The organism is Brevibacillus sp. HB1.2, from assembly GCF_013332495.1.
Classification (GTDB): domain Bacteria; phylum Bacillota; class Bacilli; order Brevibacillales; family Brevibacillaceae; genus Brevibacillus; species Brevibacillus porteri.
Map to the genome: position 1 here is coordinate 18,988 of NZ_JABMIU010000008.1, position 14,356 is coordinate 33,343.

The 14,356-nt window shown below is 47.4% G+C and carries 18 protein-coding genes and 1 pseudogene; all 19 read right to left on the minus strand.

The window, feature by feature from the left end; translation table 11 throughout:
- Position 1: 1 nt before the first annotated feature.
- The 19 genes and pseudogenes from HPY28_RS18470 to HPY28_RS18560 all read right to left on the minus strand — a co-directional run bounded on the left by HPY28_RS18470 (position 2) and on the right by HPY28_RS18560 (position 14,325).
- On the minus strand, positions 2-454 hold the full coding sequence (locus tag HPY28_RS18470; RefSeq protein ID WP_007723453.1) for a hypothetical protein: 453 nt from the start codon (positions 452-454) through the stop codon (positions 2-4).
- The gene (locus HPY28_RS18475; RefSeq protein ID WP_174226209.1) at positions 455-1,792 is read right to left on the minus strand and encodes a phage tail sheath subtilisin-like domain-containing protein; all 1,338 of its coding nucleotides are present in this window, start codon (positions 1,790-1,792) and stop codon (positions 455-457) included.
- A gap of 2 nt (positions 1,793-1,794) precedes the next feature.
- A complete protein-coding gene (locus HPY28_RS18480; RefSeq protein WP_016741308.1) occupies positions 1,795-1,986 on the minus strand; it encodes a hypothetical protein in 192 nt (63 codons plus the stop codon).
- Positions 1,986-2,435: a hypothetical protein gene (locus HPY28_RS18485; protein WP_174231124.1), complete on the minus strand. Its 450-nt coding sequence runs from the start codon at positions 2,433-2,435 to the stop codon at positions 1,986-1,988. The genes HPY28_RS18480 and HPY28_RS18485 overlap by 1 nt, the downstream gene beginning before the upstream one ends.
- Before the next feature lie 62 nt (positions 2,436-2,497).
- Positions 2,498-2,662 carry a hypothetical protein gene (locus tag HPY28_RS18490; protein ID WP_020477556.1) on the minus strand — a complete coding sequence of 55 codons (165 nt, stop codon included), beginning with the start codon at positions 2,660-2,662 and terminating at the stop codon, positions 2,498-2,500.
- A 189-nt stretch (positions 2,663-2,851) separates the two neighbouring features.
- Positions 2,852-3,505: a hypothetical protein gene (locus tag HPY28_RS18495; protein WP_174231125.1), complete on the minus strand. Its 654-nt coding sequence runs from the start codon at positions 3,503-3,505 to the stop codon at positions 2,852-2,854.
- Between the two features lie 250 nt (positions 3,506-3,755).
- Positions 3,756-3,953: a hypothetical protein gene (locus HPY28_RS18500; RefSeq protein WP_017251814.1), complete on the minus strand. Its 198-nt coding sequence runs from the start codon at positions 3,951-3,953 to the stop codon at positions 3,756-3,758.
- Entirely contained in the window at positions 3,950-4,177 is a 228-nt protein-coding gene (locus HPY28_RS18505) for a hypothetical protein (RefSeq protein WP_017251813.1), read from the minus strand. Before HPY28_RS18505 ends, HPY28_RS18500 begins: the two co-directional genes overlap by 4 nt.
- Positions 4,123-4,461 (minus strand): sigma factor-like helix-turn-helix DNA-binding protein, encoded by a 339-nt coding sequence (locus HPY28_RS18510; protein ID WP_017251812.1) that lies wholly within the window; start codon positions 4,459-4,461, stop codon positions 4,123-4,125. Before HPY28_RS18510 ends, HPY28_RS18505 begins: the two co-directional genes overlap by 55 nt.
- Positions 4,462-4,854: 393 nt before the next feature.
- Positions 4,855-5,331, minus strand: a complete 477-nt coding sequence (locus tag HPY28_RS18515) for a DinB family protein (protein WP_174231126.1) — start codon at positions 5,329-5,331, stop codon at positions 4,855-4,857.
- A 27-nt stretch (positions 5,332-5,358) separates the two neighbouring features.
- Positions 5,359-5,916: a DNA-3-methyladenine glycosylase I gene (locus tag HPY28_RS18520; RefSeq protein WP_017251810.1), complete on the minus strand. Its 558-nt coding sequence runs from the start codon at positions 5,914-5,916 to the stop codon at positions 5,359-5,361.
- Between the two features lie 123 nt (positions 5,917-6,039).
- The gene (map, locus tag HPY28_RS18525; protein ID WP_017251809.1) at positions 6,040-6,783 is read right to left on the minus strand and encodes a type I methionyl aminopeptidase; all 744 of its coding nucleotides are present in this window, start codon (positions 6,781-6,783) and stop codon (positions 6,040-6,042) included.
- Positions 6,784-6,918: 135 nt separating this feature from the next.
- The gene (locus HPY28_RS18530; RefSeq protein ID WP_174231127.1) at positions 6,919-7,734 is read right to left on the minus strand and encodes an alpha/beta fold hydrolase; all 816 of its coding nucleotides are present in this window, start codon (positions 7,732-7,734) and stop codon (positions 6,919-6,921) included.
- A 72-nt stretch (positions 7,735-7,806) separates the two neighbouring features.
- Positions 7,807-8,135, minus strand: a pseudogene (locus HPY28_RS18535) (DUF2085 domain-containing protein).
- A gap of 185 nt (positions 8,136-8,320) precedes the next feature.
- Positions 8,321-9,859 carry a YcdB/YcdC domain-containing protein gene (locus HPY28_RS18540; protein WP_174231128.1) on the minus strand — a complete coding sequence of 513 codons (1,539 nt, stop codon included), beginning with the start codon at positions 9,857-9,859 and terminating at the stop codon, positions 8,321-8,323.
- Between the two features lie 76 nt (positions 9,860-9,935).
- Positions 9,936-10,820, minus strand: a complete 885-nt coding sequence (locus tag HPY28_RS18545; protein ID WP_174231129.1) for a PepSY domain-containing protein — start codon at positions 10,818-10,820, stop codon at positions 9,936-9,938.
- Positions 10,821-10,832: 12 nt separating this feature from the next.
- Positions 10,833-12,197 carry a HAMP domain-containing sensor histidine kinase gene (locus HPY28_RS18550; protein ID WP_174231130.1) on the minus strand — a complete coding sequence of 455 codons (1,365 nt, stop codon included), beginning with the start codon at positions 12,195-12,197 and terminating at the stop codon, positions 10,833-10,835.
- A gap of 3 nt (positions 12,198-12,200) precedes the next feature.
- Entirely contained in the window at positions 12,201-12,887 is a 687-nt protein-coding gene (locus HPY28_RS18555; RefSeq protein ID WP_173623846.1) for a response regulator transcription factor, read from the minus strand.
- A 97-nt stretch (positions 12,888-12,984) separates the two neighbouring features.
- Positions 12,985-14,325: an SLC13 family permease gene (locus HPY28_RS18560; protein ID WP_217368863.1), complete on the minus strand. Its 1,341-nt coding sequence runs from the start codon at positions 14,323-14,325 to the stop codon at positions 12,985-12,987.
- Positions 14,326-14,356: the final 31 nt, after the last annotated feature.

Here is a 14,356-nt window from a genome sequence, read left to right on the forward strand (position 1 = left end):
CCTATTCGGTGTAAGTTGGCAATTCATCCAGGTAGTCTGGCTTTTCGATGGACATCCCTTTCAGGTCGTAGGTCGCGTGATCGTTGCCGTCTGCTTTTGCTTCCCACAGCGTAATTTCGTCTGGGTTCAGCACGATATTGGAAATGCGGACGCGTTCGGAGTTGCCTGCTTCCTTGTCCAGCGTCTCGCCGATCAGGAATGGGAGGACTGGGGTTTTGCCTTGCGTCAATTGATCGACGCAGTAGTATTTCAACGCAGCGTTGGTTGCGGTAATTTTCAACGTCACTTCTACATGCCAGTCGTTGACGGTCTGGATTTTTCCTTTTTGCAGACGATTCGTATCGCCGTACTCTACCTTGAGGACCATTTTTCCTTCCAAGGTACCGAAGATCGGGTCTCCGTTTTCATCGTAAATTTGGCAGTTCTTCAGTTTAATATCGCGTGCAATAGCCAATTACAGCACCTCCCAGTCAATGTCAAAGTATTCGATGGCATCAAGCGGTTTCGCAGACAAGAGGAAGCCACGGCGATCCCCGATGCCGTTCTTTTGATCCGTAAACGTCCAGCCTGTATCAATCGCGCCCTGCTGTTCGCGGACGGTCATGTACGCGTTGACGGCAGAGACAAACACTGCGCCGCCCAAATCGTTGTTGCCGAGCTTGCCTTTGTATTTCTTGCCGACTTGGCTAATGTCGTTGACGATCTGATCCAGCGTCATGCTGACGCGGATTTTGCCGTAGTCCTCGCGCTCATGCGTACCCAGAACAGCCAGCGTATTGACGGCGCTCTCGATAATGTACACATCTCCGTCGCGAGTTGCGATCAGCGTACCAGAGCCGAGCGCACTCAAAATATCGGTGTGGCCCCAATCCTTGTGCGCTTTTTTCAACGGAACGACGACGGCTGTCAGCGATTCATGCGCAGGAGTTGCTGCAATCATACCCGCTACCCATGCGGCCCACTCCAGGCTGCCGTATACTTTTCCGTTGTTGTGTTGACCAGCAATGGCACTATTCACGACAAAACGGGCATTTTGTGCCACAGAACGCTCGATGTGCTTCGCCATGTTCTCGTCATCCGCTGCCTTGCCGCCGATCACCAGCGTGCTGAGCTTCTTGTTTTGCGTGCGACGATCGTTCATGAATTGCTTCGCTGCCGCTTGTACAGCCGCATCGTCAAAAGGCAGATACATCGTGTCAAAATCAGCACCGGAAACCGCCATGAACAGCTTAGTCGAGTCAGCTGGTGCCAGCGCTACTGTGCCACTTTTCGCTCCTGTCAGCGCTGTTTCTGGCACGATTGTAACGGCAGTCTCGCCCAGCTTTTTTACACGCACGTAGTTGGATTGGCTTGTTTTCGCTACCAGCTCATTCGCATCCGCAAACGAAAACTTCTCGGTTTGCAGAGGGCCTGTTACTTGGAGTTCTTTTTTGCCTGGCTCGGACGTTGAGGAAGTGATGGCAACCTTCAGCTCGTTACCCACCAAGCCTGGATACAGAGCCTCGACTCTGATCGCATCGGCTTGCTCATACGCTGCTTTTGTGGCCGTGCCATTCGTCATGCGGTACGCGAGAATCGTCGCGCCGCCTTCTGCTGCCAGCTCCACGGTATCGACCTTGCCAAATGTCTGAGCAAGTCGCTCCTCAAAGCTACCCAGCTTCACCAGCTCATCTGGCGCGCCCCACTCTGCTTGATACGGCACCAGTACGACTCCGCTCTTCGGTACTACACGTTCTTTTGCTTTTGCGATTAATTCGACCGTTACACCCGGACGTTCACGTTGAATGGTCATGCTTACACCCCGCCTTTGTATTTGGTCAGTCGGCTCTTCACTTGTCCTTCTGCCAGTAGTTGATCATCTGCTTCAGAAAAAAGAGCACCTGCTACCTCGAACCGTTCGGCTCCAAGGTAAGCGGCGCTCTTGATCCACTCTTGTTTGGTTTGCACAAGCTCTGGGGCCTGTGCTTGTTGTTCTTTTCGTGCCACTATGATCGGGCCCCCTCTACATCAAATTCGTTGATTTTGTCTGTGACTGCTCTCTGCACCGCCACGTTGTAGGTGAACTGAAACGCGATTTCCGTCCGGTCCTTTTTATCCCGCCAAATACGCAAGGTGGAGCTGTCGATCTCGATGGACACTCCAGACGTCTTGCCTTGATAGCTAAATTGATTTTGGCGAAGGAGCTCACGCAGCGGTTCTGCTGAAAGCGGCTGGTAAACACCTGCTACCTTTGGATAGTGGAGGACGATGGCTGCTTCTGAGACCACCTGATAGGAAGTGAGGCTTCTTCCTTCTTCACGGACTCCTTGCGTCAACAGAAACGCGATTGGCGGTTGGAATCTCTGCGCCATCCAATCGTCCACGTTTACAACTGTAGCGAGCTTTGGATACGCTTCATTCACCAGTTCAATGAGAACGGCTAGCTCACGATCCATCCAGCTTCACCTCCCATACTTGCGATATCTCTTCTGTCTTCGTCACATGACTCTTCCCCCCACTATTTCACTTCATTTGGCAAGGCATTCACGGCAAATGCCCGCCGAGCAGGGAGCGAGTAGCCTATAGCTTTGAACTCGCCATCATGTGGCGCCAATCGCCGTTTTCCCCGCTCGCCGAACATTTGAGTCGTCGGCGTACATAAAAAGCCACCCGACAGCTTCATCGGATGGCTCTTATCTCTCTTACTTGTTTCGCTTGACTCAAGTATAACCGAACTGGAGGAAAAACTGGGAAAATGACCCGATGTGTCAGGAAGTGTCAACCTTTGTCAGATTCAACATGCTTGTGAAAATGAAAAGAAGCTGTCTTTATCAGACAGCTTCTCGTTTAGTAAGCCAGTTTCTGTTTTTCATTATCCAGTCTGCAGAGCCTGATCGCCATACATCGCCCATGCCATCTTCATCACGGCACTGCGCTTGATTTCATAATACCGCTGTCGGGACACGCCGATTTCTTTAGCAATCAGATTGTTCTTATCGCCATCCAGCAAAGCTTCGACTATCAAGCGTTCCTGCTCCCCCGGAATCGTCTCGACCGCTTGGTTGATCCGCTCGATTTTATCCTGCAGATTTTGCAGCCTCTTCCATTTCCGCTCCCGGCGTGCAACCTCTGCGTGCGTCTTATCTCCATTGCTGCCTTTTCCTTTCGGCATCCCTGCATCCAGTCCGTACTGTGCGACCATTCCTTCCCCTGCTTCACGCAAAAACCGCTGGATGCGCACGATCTCGATTTGCATATAATTGTAGTCGCGAATTTCTTCTTCGGCCTTTTGTAGAAAATCTACGATGGGTGCTTGCTCACTCAGCCGGACGAAGCCTTCTTTTCTAGCGGATACTGTCTTTTTCTGCCCCTTTGCCTCTTGATCTCGCATGTACTTGTCCCACTCCGGGCAAGAATCGATTTTTCCTACGTGCTTATCATGAACCTGGCAATGTGATTTCTTTCCCCAGCACGTTGCCGGACACACCTCGCATACTGCTTCCATGAAAACATCTGTGCTGATCAAGGCACTATTCCCCCTCGGTCATATATATGAAGTCCAAATGATTGCTTAACGGTTTTCGTTGACTCTTGCGCCTTTTCTTAATCTTTGAGACAAACCGATCTGTCCGATAATGACTCCGATCAATAAGACAGCTGCTCCGATTAATGCTGCTTCTATCATTTCGTACGTATCTCCTTTGCATAGACATTTTCTTGTATAATGAAAGAGGGCAAAGAGGATACTCACCAGTTGTATTCTTTGCCCCAAGCCTTTAATGGGGATTCCGATCGTCAGTCGGAGTCTCTTTTTTTTGTTCCAGTTGCTCTTTCTTTTTCTCTTTGTTTGCCTTTAATTGCAGGTTGAACAGATTATTAATCCGAATCTGCAAATCTACCTGCTTAAACGTGACGATTAAAGCAAGGAAGCACACGACAACCGCGAGAACCTGAACGTAATCAATCGTCATCATAGCATCACTTCTCCACTGCGGATCGCTTCGAGCATCGCGGTTTTCATTTCTTGCATGCTCTCTTCGCGAGGTAGTTTGATAAAGGAAGCAAGGTACTCCATGTCGGGAAGCAGAAAGTCGAGGATCGTCAGTACAGCCCGATTATCCCCTGACTGTGCTTTTTGGAGGGTCAGGCTGAACGAGTCAGCTTCTCGGCCAATTGGCGCAAATATTTGTTTTTGCATTTACTCACTCCTTGTCTGGTCATATTCAGTTTTTTGGCTACCTGTTCTTCTGTCATTCCTTGAAGGACGACATGCTTGATAATGATTCGGGCTTTTTCTGGGAGTTGCATCAACACCTCCTGAACATACAGGTGCGACAGGTTGTCCTCGATCGCTTCCGTTCCCCGCATCCCCTCTTTGATCACCGTCTCCCTGTACAAACGCTTCTTGGCAGCGTACTGCAATCGCCAAGCAATCCTCTTGAGCACTTTTCTGCAATGCTCTTTCAACTGCTCATCTGTCACATGCTTCACCTTCTGTCTTTTTCATCCGGAAATAGGAACGTTCGTTCTCTTTGTAGTACAAGTATCTCATACTATGGTAATAAGTTCAAGTTCTTTCCACCAGATTTTTGGAGATAATTTTTTGGTCGATTCTCTGCAAAAACTTCAAAGAAGGCATCAAAAAACACGATCTCAAGTGGAGATCGTGCCTGTGTAGAAGTATGAAATTATCCTTACACAACTGATGTCCCTACTCTTCAAAAGTACATAATTCTCATACTTTTTGAGTTTTATCTGCCCATCACGCAAGAAACACCTTAAATGAAGAAGGACCTTTTTTTATAAATAAAAAAGCAAGCCCCTCTCGCATTCACAACAGAAGAGCTTGCCTGCTTTTCTATCTTTCGCACTCATTTAATCCCATATATTCGGACGTTCAACACCCATCGTTCGCATATAATCTAACAGTTGACCGGTATGTACCGACTCATGATAGGCGATTCGCAGCAGCATGTCTCCAAGCGTGCGGACATAGCCTACATCGGATCGATCGATGCGGACACTCTCTAGATCGCTCTTGGACAACCCTCTGACGAAGCGGAGAAATTCTTCTCGATACGGCTTCGCAAAGGCCAAATCTTCTTCTACGGTCGAAAACTCTTTGGTTTCATACGGATTGGGGATAGTAGACAAAGCGGCGCTTCCCCGTTGGATCAAAATCTGGTGATACAAAAACTCACCCTCGATGACATGGCGAATCATTTCCCCGCACGTGAACGCTTTATCGTCAGGCTTCCAGTTCAGCATTTCTTTAGGAATTGCCTTCCAAACTTTGATGCTTCTACGTCTTACTTCCTCAAAGTTTAAGAGTAAGAGATCATTTTCCTTCATGCCATTCTCCCTCTCCGTAAGCTCGTCCTAGTTTTTTTGATAGAGATCACATGTCGCTGCGTGATCATTGACCATGCCGACTGCTTGCATAAAGGCGTAGCAAATGGTTGAACCGACAAACGTAAAACCCCGCTTCTTCAAGTCCTTGCTCATCTTGTCGCTGATTTCGGTAGAAGCAGGTACATCCTTCATTTCTTGAAAATGATTATGAATCGGCTTCCCGCCTACAAACGACCAAATATAACTGCTAAAGGACCCAAACTCCTCCACAACCCGCAAATACGCGTGGGCGTTCTTCACGACGCCGCGAATCTTCAGCCTGTTTCGAACGATGCCTTCGTCTGTCAGCAATTGCTCGATCTTGGCTTCATCGTATTGAACGATTTTCTCCGCTTCAAAATTATCAAACGCTCTTCGATAATTTTCCCGCTTCTTCAAGATCGTGTACCAGCTCAGTCCGGCTTGAGCGCCTTCCAAATTCAAATATTCAAAGAGCAAACGATCTTCATAGACAGGAACTCCCCACTCGTGATCGTGATAATCCATATAGATAGGGTCTTGATTCACCCAGCCGCACCGATTCATGGAAAGCAACCTCCTTCACATAATGCGAACATATATTCCTATATAAAGAATATACAATCATTGGCTATTCTGCAAGTTTTTCTTCACAAAAAAAGACCTCATCAATCTGAGGTCTCCCTGCAATCAAGCTGTTAAAATAATTGGCTTCCCCTTCGTTATAACGATGGTGTGCTCGTATTGAGCTACATAACTCTTATCAGGCGTAATGATCGCCCAACCGTCCCTGCCATCCTCCACATATTCCGTCCCCGTTGAAATAAATGTTTCAACCGCCAACACGAGACCTTCTGTGAGCAAGCGTCTATCCTTTTTGTCATAGTAATTCAAAATGTAAGCAGGCTCTTCATGCAAGCTTTTGCCGATGCCATGACCCGTAAGGTTTTTGACGACTGTAAAGCCTTTTTTCCTGGCCTCCTGGTGAACAACGCGACCAATCTGGCTTAGCTTCGATCCCGCCTTTACCGCATCCAATGCTTTATACAGCGACTCCTCGGCGCATTGGCATAAGGATTGCTTTTCAGGCTCGCCTTCTCCTACCACGATAGAAGCACCTGTATCGGCAAAGTATCCATCCAGCTCTCCCGAGACATCAATATTGATGATATCGCCATTTTGCAGGACGGTATCATCAGGGATGCCATGCGCAACAATGTGATTGACGCTGATGCATGTATGCCCTGGAAAATCATAGGTGATATTCGGTGCAGACCGTGCTCCGTACTTTGCCAAGATCTCTCCGCCAATCTGGTCGAGTTCTTTTGTAGTCACACCTGCTCGCACGGCCCTAATCATCGTCTCTCTTGCCTCTGCCACAATACTACCGATCCGTTTCAAGCACAGCAAATCATGTTCATTTTGAATCGACATGTGTCTCCCTCCTGTCTACAAATATAATTATTTCCCATATTCATACTCACATTGGAACATTTTTCTTCGCCAATCGCAACCGAAGAAAAAACAAAGAACCCCAGAAGCATCCTCTGCGGCTCTTATCTTACGAAGCTATGCTGGATTCCATACATACATTCCTTGCGCTATTGTCGACTGATTTTGAATAAACCCAATAGAAATTCGGTTAAATTCTTCCGGCTGATCGACATTGACGACATGACCGCAGTCAGCGACTAGACTCAACTGTGCAAATTGTCTTTTTTTCACACGCATCTGGACGAACGGCAAAAACATATGGTCTTCGTCACCCATAATGAACAAGGTAGGGATGGGAGGCTCTTTATCAAAGAGGGTTCCTAGGAAGCGATTAATGCCTTTTGTCAGCTTGAACCATCTCTTGAATTCTTTTTGACAAAGCTTTTTGGCTTCGCGGATAAACAAGGAGCGCGATTCTTTATGACGCTTGCTCGGCATAATCACCCATGCAAACAGTCGATACAGCCACATGTACGGGATGAAATGTTTGACCATATTCCCCAGTGTGATTAGCACCCGCGACCGCACGTTCATGTGCGTCACAGCTCCTGCCAAAACCATCGAGCGCATTCTCTCTGGGGCCTGCTCCGAAATAATCTGCACAATGATCGTCCCCAAGGAAATCCCCACAAAATGGGTGGAAGTGATTTTTACATGATCCAAAACCTCAATGATATCTCTGCTGACATCATCAAAGGTGTATGTTTTGAACAGCTTGCCTGGGATGTTTTTAGATTTTCCGTGACCACGCATATCTACTAGAAGAACATTGAAATTCTCTTTGTATGCTTTCAGTTGTTTATACCAAATCGATGAGCTGCCCCCTGCCCCATGGACAAAAGTCACCCATTCGCAATCTTCACCACGTATGTATGTCTTATAATGGATCACTAATATCCCCCCACCAGTATTATATAGGAGGGATGTCCCAGGTGAAAGGATTACCATAATATTGAAATTCAATCACCTGAGTCTCTCAACCAAAAACCAAACGAGATTGGAAATGAGTAACGACTGTCCGACACCAAAACTAAACCCTGTTAAAAATCGGAGCTTGTTATTGCTTGTCCGCCACTTCCATTGTTGGGTAAAGCCGTCAATGAGCATTGGCAGTAAAAGCAATCCAATCAAATAGTAAGAGGTCACGAGATGCATCCCTGCAAAAACTGGCGCGATCAAGTATCCAGCCAATATCGAAACACATCTGGCACATAGCGGCATTTTTTACCCGCTATATAGAAGGATCGATCTGCGCGCCGATGACATGGAATCCACTGCGTATTGATCTTCATTAGCCACCTCAATGTGAGCAATCTGGCTTGCAATCACAATCAGGTATACCGCAAATCACCTTGGTATAGAAATACGCCTCCCTCTATCCATGCGATCATGCAAACCGTTAATCCAAGAAAAAACAGATACATCCTCTTCCTTCTTTTCTTTCTACGTGAAAGAGTATCAGCCGTTTCACTTTGCATTACGTCCGGGTCCGGGGCTTAAATTGATTGGTTACGGCATCCAAATATTGATATCGCTCTGTGCGTGCGTATTTGAGCTGATAGACCGGGAACGGAACAGGAGACTTTTCCCTTCTACTTGTATTTCTGTCCTCCACTTGCACATATTCCAGCTCCACGTCATACAAGCTCATGAAGCTCTCCGCAGCTTCCCTGGTAGACACACACGAGCCCGGATCGGGAATTATTTTATTTTTACGTACATCATGCTTGTAAAAACCAGTTACTTGGCCCGTCCAAGGATTAACTTTCACGGAGTACATCCGATTTGTTAAAACGATCCCATTTCGTCGCTCATAGAAGTAATACGTATTTCCCGTGCCACGTAAATAACATAATTCATAATAGTGCAACTCGGTAATCCCCTGCTCGATGTATGTTTCCAAATAGCGCGTGGCTATTCGCTGAGCATCGCGGTCCGACATCCGTGGCGTTATATACTCCATTTTTTGATTAAACGTAAAGGCAAGTAGCTCGTTGGTCTGGCGATTGAGAGTCACACATACAAAATCAGGATCGTAGACGGTTTCCGCGTCTTCTGCTTCTGGCAGCGACCAGAAGTAATGGATCGTAGAAGGCCAGTCCGGCTTTTTCGCAGCATCAATATGTTTGAAATAACCGCTCCTAGGATTATAAGTGACCCCATCCTCGTTCGGTGTCACAAGCGTTTCTCTTTTGATATCCGCTTCGATTACATCAATTTGAAAAGATTCCTTCACCCACAACTCAATCTCTTGCACGTTTGAAAAAATTAGAGATTTTCCTTGGGTTACTACTGGAATAATCTCTGAGTGTTTTTCCTTAGGGTGTCTACCTCCTATCACGGTCTTGGTGATTTGCCCTGTCTCGGCATGAACAACCGCATAGGCCATCGGTGGCTCATCAGGGAGATACTGGAGTATCCCTTCTTCCTGTTCGTCGCAGGCGAGCATCAAATTTTCCTGATACAAAGTAAGATACGCTTGTTTCGCCTCCTCTTTTGTTATCACTTCTGGCTTGGAGGGCTTGTTTTTCGGATCAAAATCATGAAATCCTCGGTAGTAGATGTCAGTCAAGTTCCCCCACTCGTCTAACGTAATAAACAGATACACGCTGGCAAGCGGATTGTCGTGAAAACAATAACGATAAGAAAGTTTCCAATTCTTTTCTTCACGATACTCCGACAAGCTCGCCATACCATCTCTCACCATCCCACTCAGATGGTCGCCATACAGTGCTTCTGCAACTTCTATGATACGCTGCGTTGCTGTCTTGGCATCGATTGGCTCTCCAGAAGCAACCCAATCTTGATGAATTTCATCCTCCAAACGAAACTCCGTTATATAACCCGTTTTTTTGTCGATTTCCAGCTTTGTACGCTCATGACCTAATTTTATCTCCCAAGTTCTCCAGTTATCGCGCGTTTTGATTTGCTGCTGAGACAATTCACGCATACCAGGAAAAATAGCAAACCATTTCTCCATCGTCTCGCGAACCGCTTCTGTCGGATATGTCACCATCTCTTTTCCTCCCGAACGAAAAAACCGTCAATGCAGACACTGACAGTTTCTCTATTTGAATGCTAAATGCTAAATCCTAATCATCATCGCCATCATCCAGTTCATCGTCGTCGGTATCGATGGTGCTCGTGTCATCACTTGAAGAGGTATCCGCCGGAGCACTACCGTTTTTATCGGCTGGTGTCGGATCATCATCGTCATCATCATCGGTAGAGCTATTATCGATGGTGGTCGTCGAAAGCACCTTTCCGGTAATAGCATGTACGCGTACATCTACCGTTTTGGAGTCTTTTTTCGTGATCACCCGATAGACTGCTCCACTCTTTGTCTCGATTAAATCAACATCATCGATCTTGCCGCCACTTGTTCTTTCCGTCGCAATCTGTTTCGCTTGCTGCTCGGTAATTTTGGTCTGTGGCTGCGCTGGTGGTTTCACGCTTTGATTCGGTTTCGGCTGCTGTGTTTGGGTTTGGGTTTGGGTTTGGGTTGTAGCTGGCTGTTGTTTACCTGACGCAACAGTCCCCACCGTCCCCGTCCCTGCTGGCTTGGTCGCGCTGCCTGAAGCATCCTTCCCGCCGTTATTCGGTTGCGGCGCTGTGCTAGCTGTCGGATTTGAACCCGGCTGCGTTGGATTCGTCGCCGTTTCGTTTGCCTTCGGCTGCGCAGTGGCTGCGACCAAGGAGAGTTCCTTCAAATCAATAATTTCACCTGTATGTGCATTTACCATCACACTATATGTTCCGCGCTCATTAAGGAGTTGGAGATTGTAAATACTGTTTTCCCCTACATCCGTCATGGAGATCGATTCAATCTTTCCCGGGTAGCGGGTCGTCACGATCTGTTTGACTTCCTCCTCTGACAAGGACTGCAAATCCATACTCGCGAAGATCCGTTGCATGCCAAATGCCGTAGTGACCAACAGAAAACTCGCCAGCAGCCCTATTTTCCATTTTTTATTCATACGTACCTCCTGCTATTTCTTAGCCTGCCCCGGCAGAAAAACGGTCACGAGCGTCCATTTCCCTTCTTCACTATCGAGTGCAATATCGCCTTGATGGGCATCGACGATCTGTTTGGCAATGGAAAGACCGAGTCCTACACCCCCTGTTTCGCGGCTGCGGGCTTTGTCTACACGGAAGAAACGATCAAAAACATGCTGTAAATCTTCCTCGGGAATCCCCATTCCGTAATCCTTCACTGAGAAAAATGGACGATCTCCTTGAATCCCTACATCCACTTCCATTTCATTCGAGCTGTATTTCATCGCATTGTCGAGTAAAACGACGAGCACTTGTTTTAGTTTTTGTTCATCGGCCATGACAGGAACCGATTCATGGTTTGCGCTCAGTTGAAAGGACCTGCCATACGCATTGGTCAATTGTGCAATGGTCGTTTGGCACATTGGGATCAAGTCGATTTCTTTGACATCCAGATTCCATTCGGCGCTATTGTTGGCGAGAAGAAGCATTTGATTGGTCATATCCTTCATGCGCACGGCTTCCGAATAGATCGCTTCCACCGACTCAGCCAGGACCTCCGGCTTTTTCGTTCCCCAACGCTTCAATAGCTTCGCATAGCTTTCTACTACAGTCAGCGGCGTTTTCAATTCATGGGAAGCATCTGAGACGAACTGCTGCTGCTTCTCGAAGTTTTGCTGTAATAAATCCATCATCTTGTTAAAGGTACTTCCTAACGCGTGCAATTCATCTTTGGATGTGTGCTCAAGCGGTATTTTCTTAAAAATACTGCGCGCTTGAATGTCTTCCATCGTTTGAATCATCGAGTTGACTGGTCGCAAAATCAGATTGCTCAACATGCGTCCGGCAAAAAAAGCAGGAATCAGCACAAACAGCGAAGCAAATAGCAGGACGTTTTGCAGCAGGCTCAAATTTTCTTGCAAACCCGCAATACTTTCCATGACTTCTAACGTGACAATTTTTCCATTCGTCCAAATGATCGGGACCTTGACGTACGCGTATTTCGCTCCGTTGACATCGAAGACACCGTCACTCGCTTTTCTATCAAAGATGGGCTTCGGTGCCGGGATTGGCTGCGTACTGTCTACTTCCTGTGTGACGATAGCACGCGATTGCTGATCGATAATCCGGATCATCCCGTTTGACGGCAAATATGGCTGCAGCAGCGTGGCAGCGTCGAAACTTTCTACACCGATCTGATTGAGTCCACTCTGGATATGCAGAACTTCTCGCTGCAAACGGTCCAGCTCTCCGTCTGTTGTCACTTTGTAGAACATGAAGTAAATGAAGCTGTTGACCATGAGCAACAGGAGCAAGAGTGCGACCGTGGAGAACAAATGAATTTTATTTTTGATTTTCATAATCTACCCCTTCAGCATATAACCAACGCCTCGTACTGTATGCAAAAGTGGGGTTTCATACCCTTGGTCCACCTTTTTACGCAAGTATCGGATATACACGTCAACGACATTTGTGTCTCCGAAATAATCAAATCCCCATACGTGTGTTAGAATCTGTTCACGATTCAGAACTTGGTTTTTATTCTGCATCAGATAAAACAACAAATCGAATTCACGCGGTGTCAGCTCGATCTGACCGGAACCTCTCGTCACTTCCCGCGATTTTTCATCTAGGCTTAAATCCGCTACTTCTACTTTGGAGCTGGCTTCTACTTTCCTCGTCATTTGGGACAAGCGGAGGCAGGAACGGATGCGAGCCAGCAGCTCTTCGATTTCAAAAGGTTTCGTGATGTAGTCGTTCGCGCCTTGATCGAGTCCATTTACTTTGTCCACGACAGCATTTCGGGCCGTCAACAAAATGACTGGCGTCGCGGAGTCCTTTACCCGAATCCGACGAAGCACTTCTATTCCTGACAAACCTGGCAGCAGTACATCGAGCAAAATCAAGTTCCATCCGCCTTGATTGTATTGTTCCAGCGCCTCGAGCCCTGTTTTGGCGATCTCGCTTTCGTATCCTTCGTATTCCAGCTCTAATTGAATCACACGAGCAATTTTCTCTTCATCTTCCACAATTAATATTCGCTCCGACATGTAATCCTCCTAAGCCTTGCATCCATTATCCAGTTGAGTTTAGCAAATATTGGCTGTGGATCAAAGAGCAATCCGTACGAAAGATATAATTTTTTACTTATATCGATAATCCCACCCACTGCCAGTACGCGTAATAAAAGACGACCATCAGGATCGCGTGGGCCGCACCTGCGTACAAGCTCAATCGCAGCAAATCCTTAGGCAAAAAGGTCTCCTTGCCGCTTTCCTGGAACATGAGCAATGCTTTGGAGCTGACAGGGAAGGTCAGGCAATAGTTCATGCCGACGATTCCTACGAACAACACGGTCACTTCATTTAAATCGAGGCTACTCGCAAAGTAGAGAAGCGGCGGAACCAGAATGACGGCTCTCGTTGTATGCGATGTAATGTACAGATGGGAGGTCAGTGTCAGCAAAGTAATGACCACAATGATCAACAGCGACGATTCCCCTTCCAACTGCTCGGTGATCGTGAACAGCTTCTTCATGATCCACTCTGCTGCGCCGCTCTCCAACAACGACTTTCCGAGTGCAATGGCTGCTCCTACAAACAGAATCAGGTTCCATGAGACAGACTGAACGCCATCCTTCCACTTCATGACGCCCACATTGGGGAGTGTCAAAAGAAAGGCGCCGATGACTGTCGTGGTAGCAATCTCGATTCCGTGAAAACGCTCTGTCAGCCAGAAAATGACCATCGCCCCAATCACAGCAACCGTATACTTTTCATTGCGGGACAAGGTGAGGGAAAGCTTTTTACTCGCGAGTGGGCGCTTCATCTCTTCTTTGGTGAGAAATAGAGCCAGAACAATCCGACAAGTAACGATGCTGGCCACTACCCCGAACGGCAGTCCCCACAGCAGCCACTCCGCGAAGCTAATTCCTTCCCCATTGAACTCCTTGAGCATATCGAGTGCGATAAAATGGGAGCCGGCTCCGATCATAGTGGAGCTCGTCGATACTAAAATAATCGTCGGAATCAGGATCGCCATGGCTTTCGTGATTTGCTTATTCTCGATTTCTGAGGTCAGCGAGTGGAAAACAGGCAGTAGCACCGCTGCGCGTCCAGAAGTAGATGGGATAAAGAAAGCGAGAAATTGAACGACGATCGTCAAGAGCCAAAACAAGCTTTTGACGTTCTTTGCCTTGCTCACGACGAGATCTGTGAGTTTGCCTGCCAAGCCTGTCACTTGAAGAGCACCGCCGAGAATGAACGAGCCAATCATTAACCAAATGACATCGGAGGCGAGCGAGTCGAACAATATTTCCTGGTCAGCCGTTCCTGTCACGACGAGGAGTAATACGGAGCCTATCGCTACATAGGCAGAGTTCAGCGAGGTTGTCGTCCACAGGATCACAGCGACACAGAAACAGAACAAGCTCCATTTGGCTTCAAATGTCAGGGAAGACGGCAGCATGAGCAATAATTCAACGAACATAATTAGGACAATTGGAAGGACCCAGGCAGGT

What these genes read in the sequence shown, in the direction of transcription:
- HPY28_RS18555 (WP_173623846.1), bottom strand. Translation starts at nt 12,887, where the DNA reads ATGTCGGAGCGAATATTAATTGTGGAAGATGAAGAGAAAATTGCTCGT.
- HPY28_RS18560 (WP_217368863.1), bottom strand. Translation starts at nt 14,325, where the DNA reads ATGTTCGTTGAATTATTGCTCATGCTGCCGTCTTCCCTGACATTTGAA.
- HPY28_RS18505 (WP_017251813.1), bottom strand. Translation starts at nt 4,177, where the DNA reads ATGCAAAAACAAATATTTGCGCCAATTGGCCGAGAAGCTGACTCGTTC.
- map (WP_017251809.1), bottom strand. Translation starts at nt 6,783, where the DNA reads ATGTCGATTCAAAATGAACATGATTTGCTGTGCTTGAAACGGATCGGT.
- HPY28_RS18485 (WP_174231124.1), bottom strand. Translation starts at nt 2,435, where the DNA reads ATGGATCGTGAGCTAGCCGTTCTCATTGAACTGGTGAATGAAGCGTAT.
- HPY28_RS18500 (WP_017251814.1), bottom strand. Translation starts at nt 3,953, where the DNA reads ATGATGACGATTGATTACGTTCAGGTTCTCGCGGTTGTCGTGTGCTTC.
- HPY28_RS18490 (WP_020477556.1), bottom strand. Translation starts at nt 2,662, where the DNA reads ATGAAGCTGTCGGGTGGCTTTTTATGTACGCCGACGACTCAAATGTTC.
- HPY28_RS18545 (WP_174231129.1), bottom strand. Translation starts at nt 10,820, where the DNA reads ATGAATAAAAAATGGAAAATAGGGCTGCTGGCGAGTTTTCTGTTGGTC.
- HPY28_RS18515 (WP_174231126.1), bottom strand. Translation starts at nt 5,331, where the DNA reads ATGAAGGAAAATGATCTCTTACTCTTAAACTTTGAGGAAGTAAGACGT.
- HPY28_RS18520 (WP_017251810.1), bottom strand. Translation starts at nt 5,916, where the DNA reads ATGAATCGGTGCGGCTGGGTGAATCAAGACCCTATCTATATGGATTAT.
- HPY28_RS18475 (WP_174226209.1), bottom strand. Translation starts at nt 1,792, where the DNA reads ATGACCATTCAACGTGAACGTCCGGGTGTAACGGTCGAATTAATCGCA.
- HPY28_RS18540 (WP_174231128.1), bottom strand. Translation starts at nt 9,859, where the DNA reads ATGGTGACATATCCGACAGAAGCGGTTCGCGAGACGATGGAGAAATGG.
- HPY28_RS18550 (WP_174231130.1), bottom strand. Translation starts at nt 12,197, where the DNA reads ATGAAAATCAAAAATAAAATTCATTTGTTCTCCACGGTCGCACTCTTG.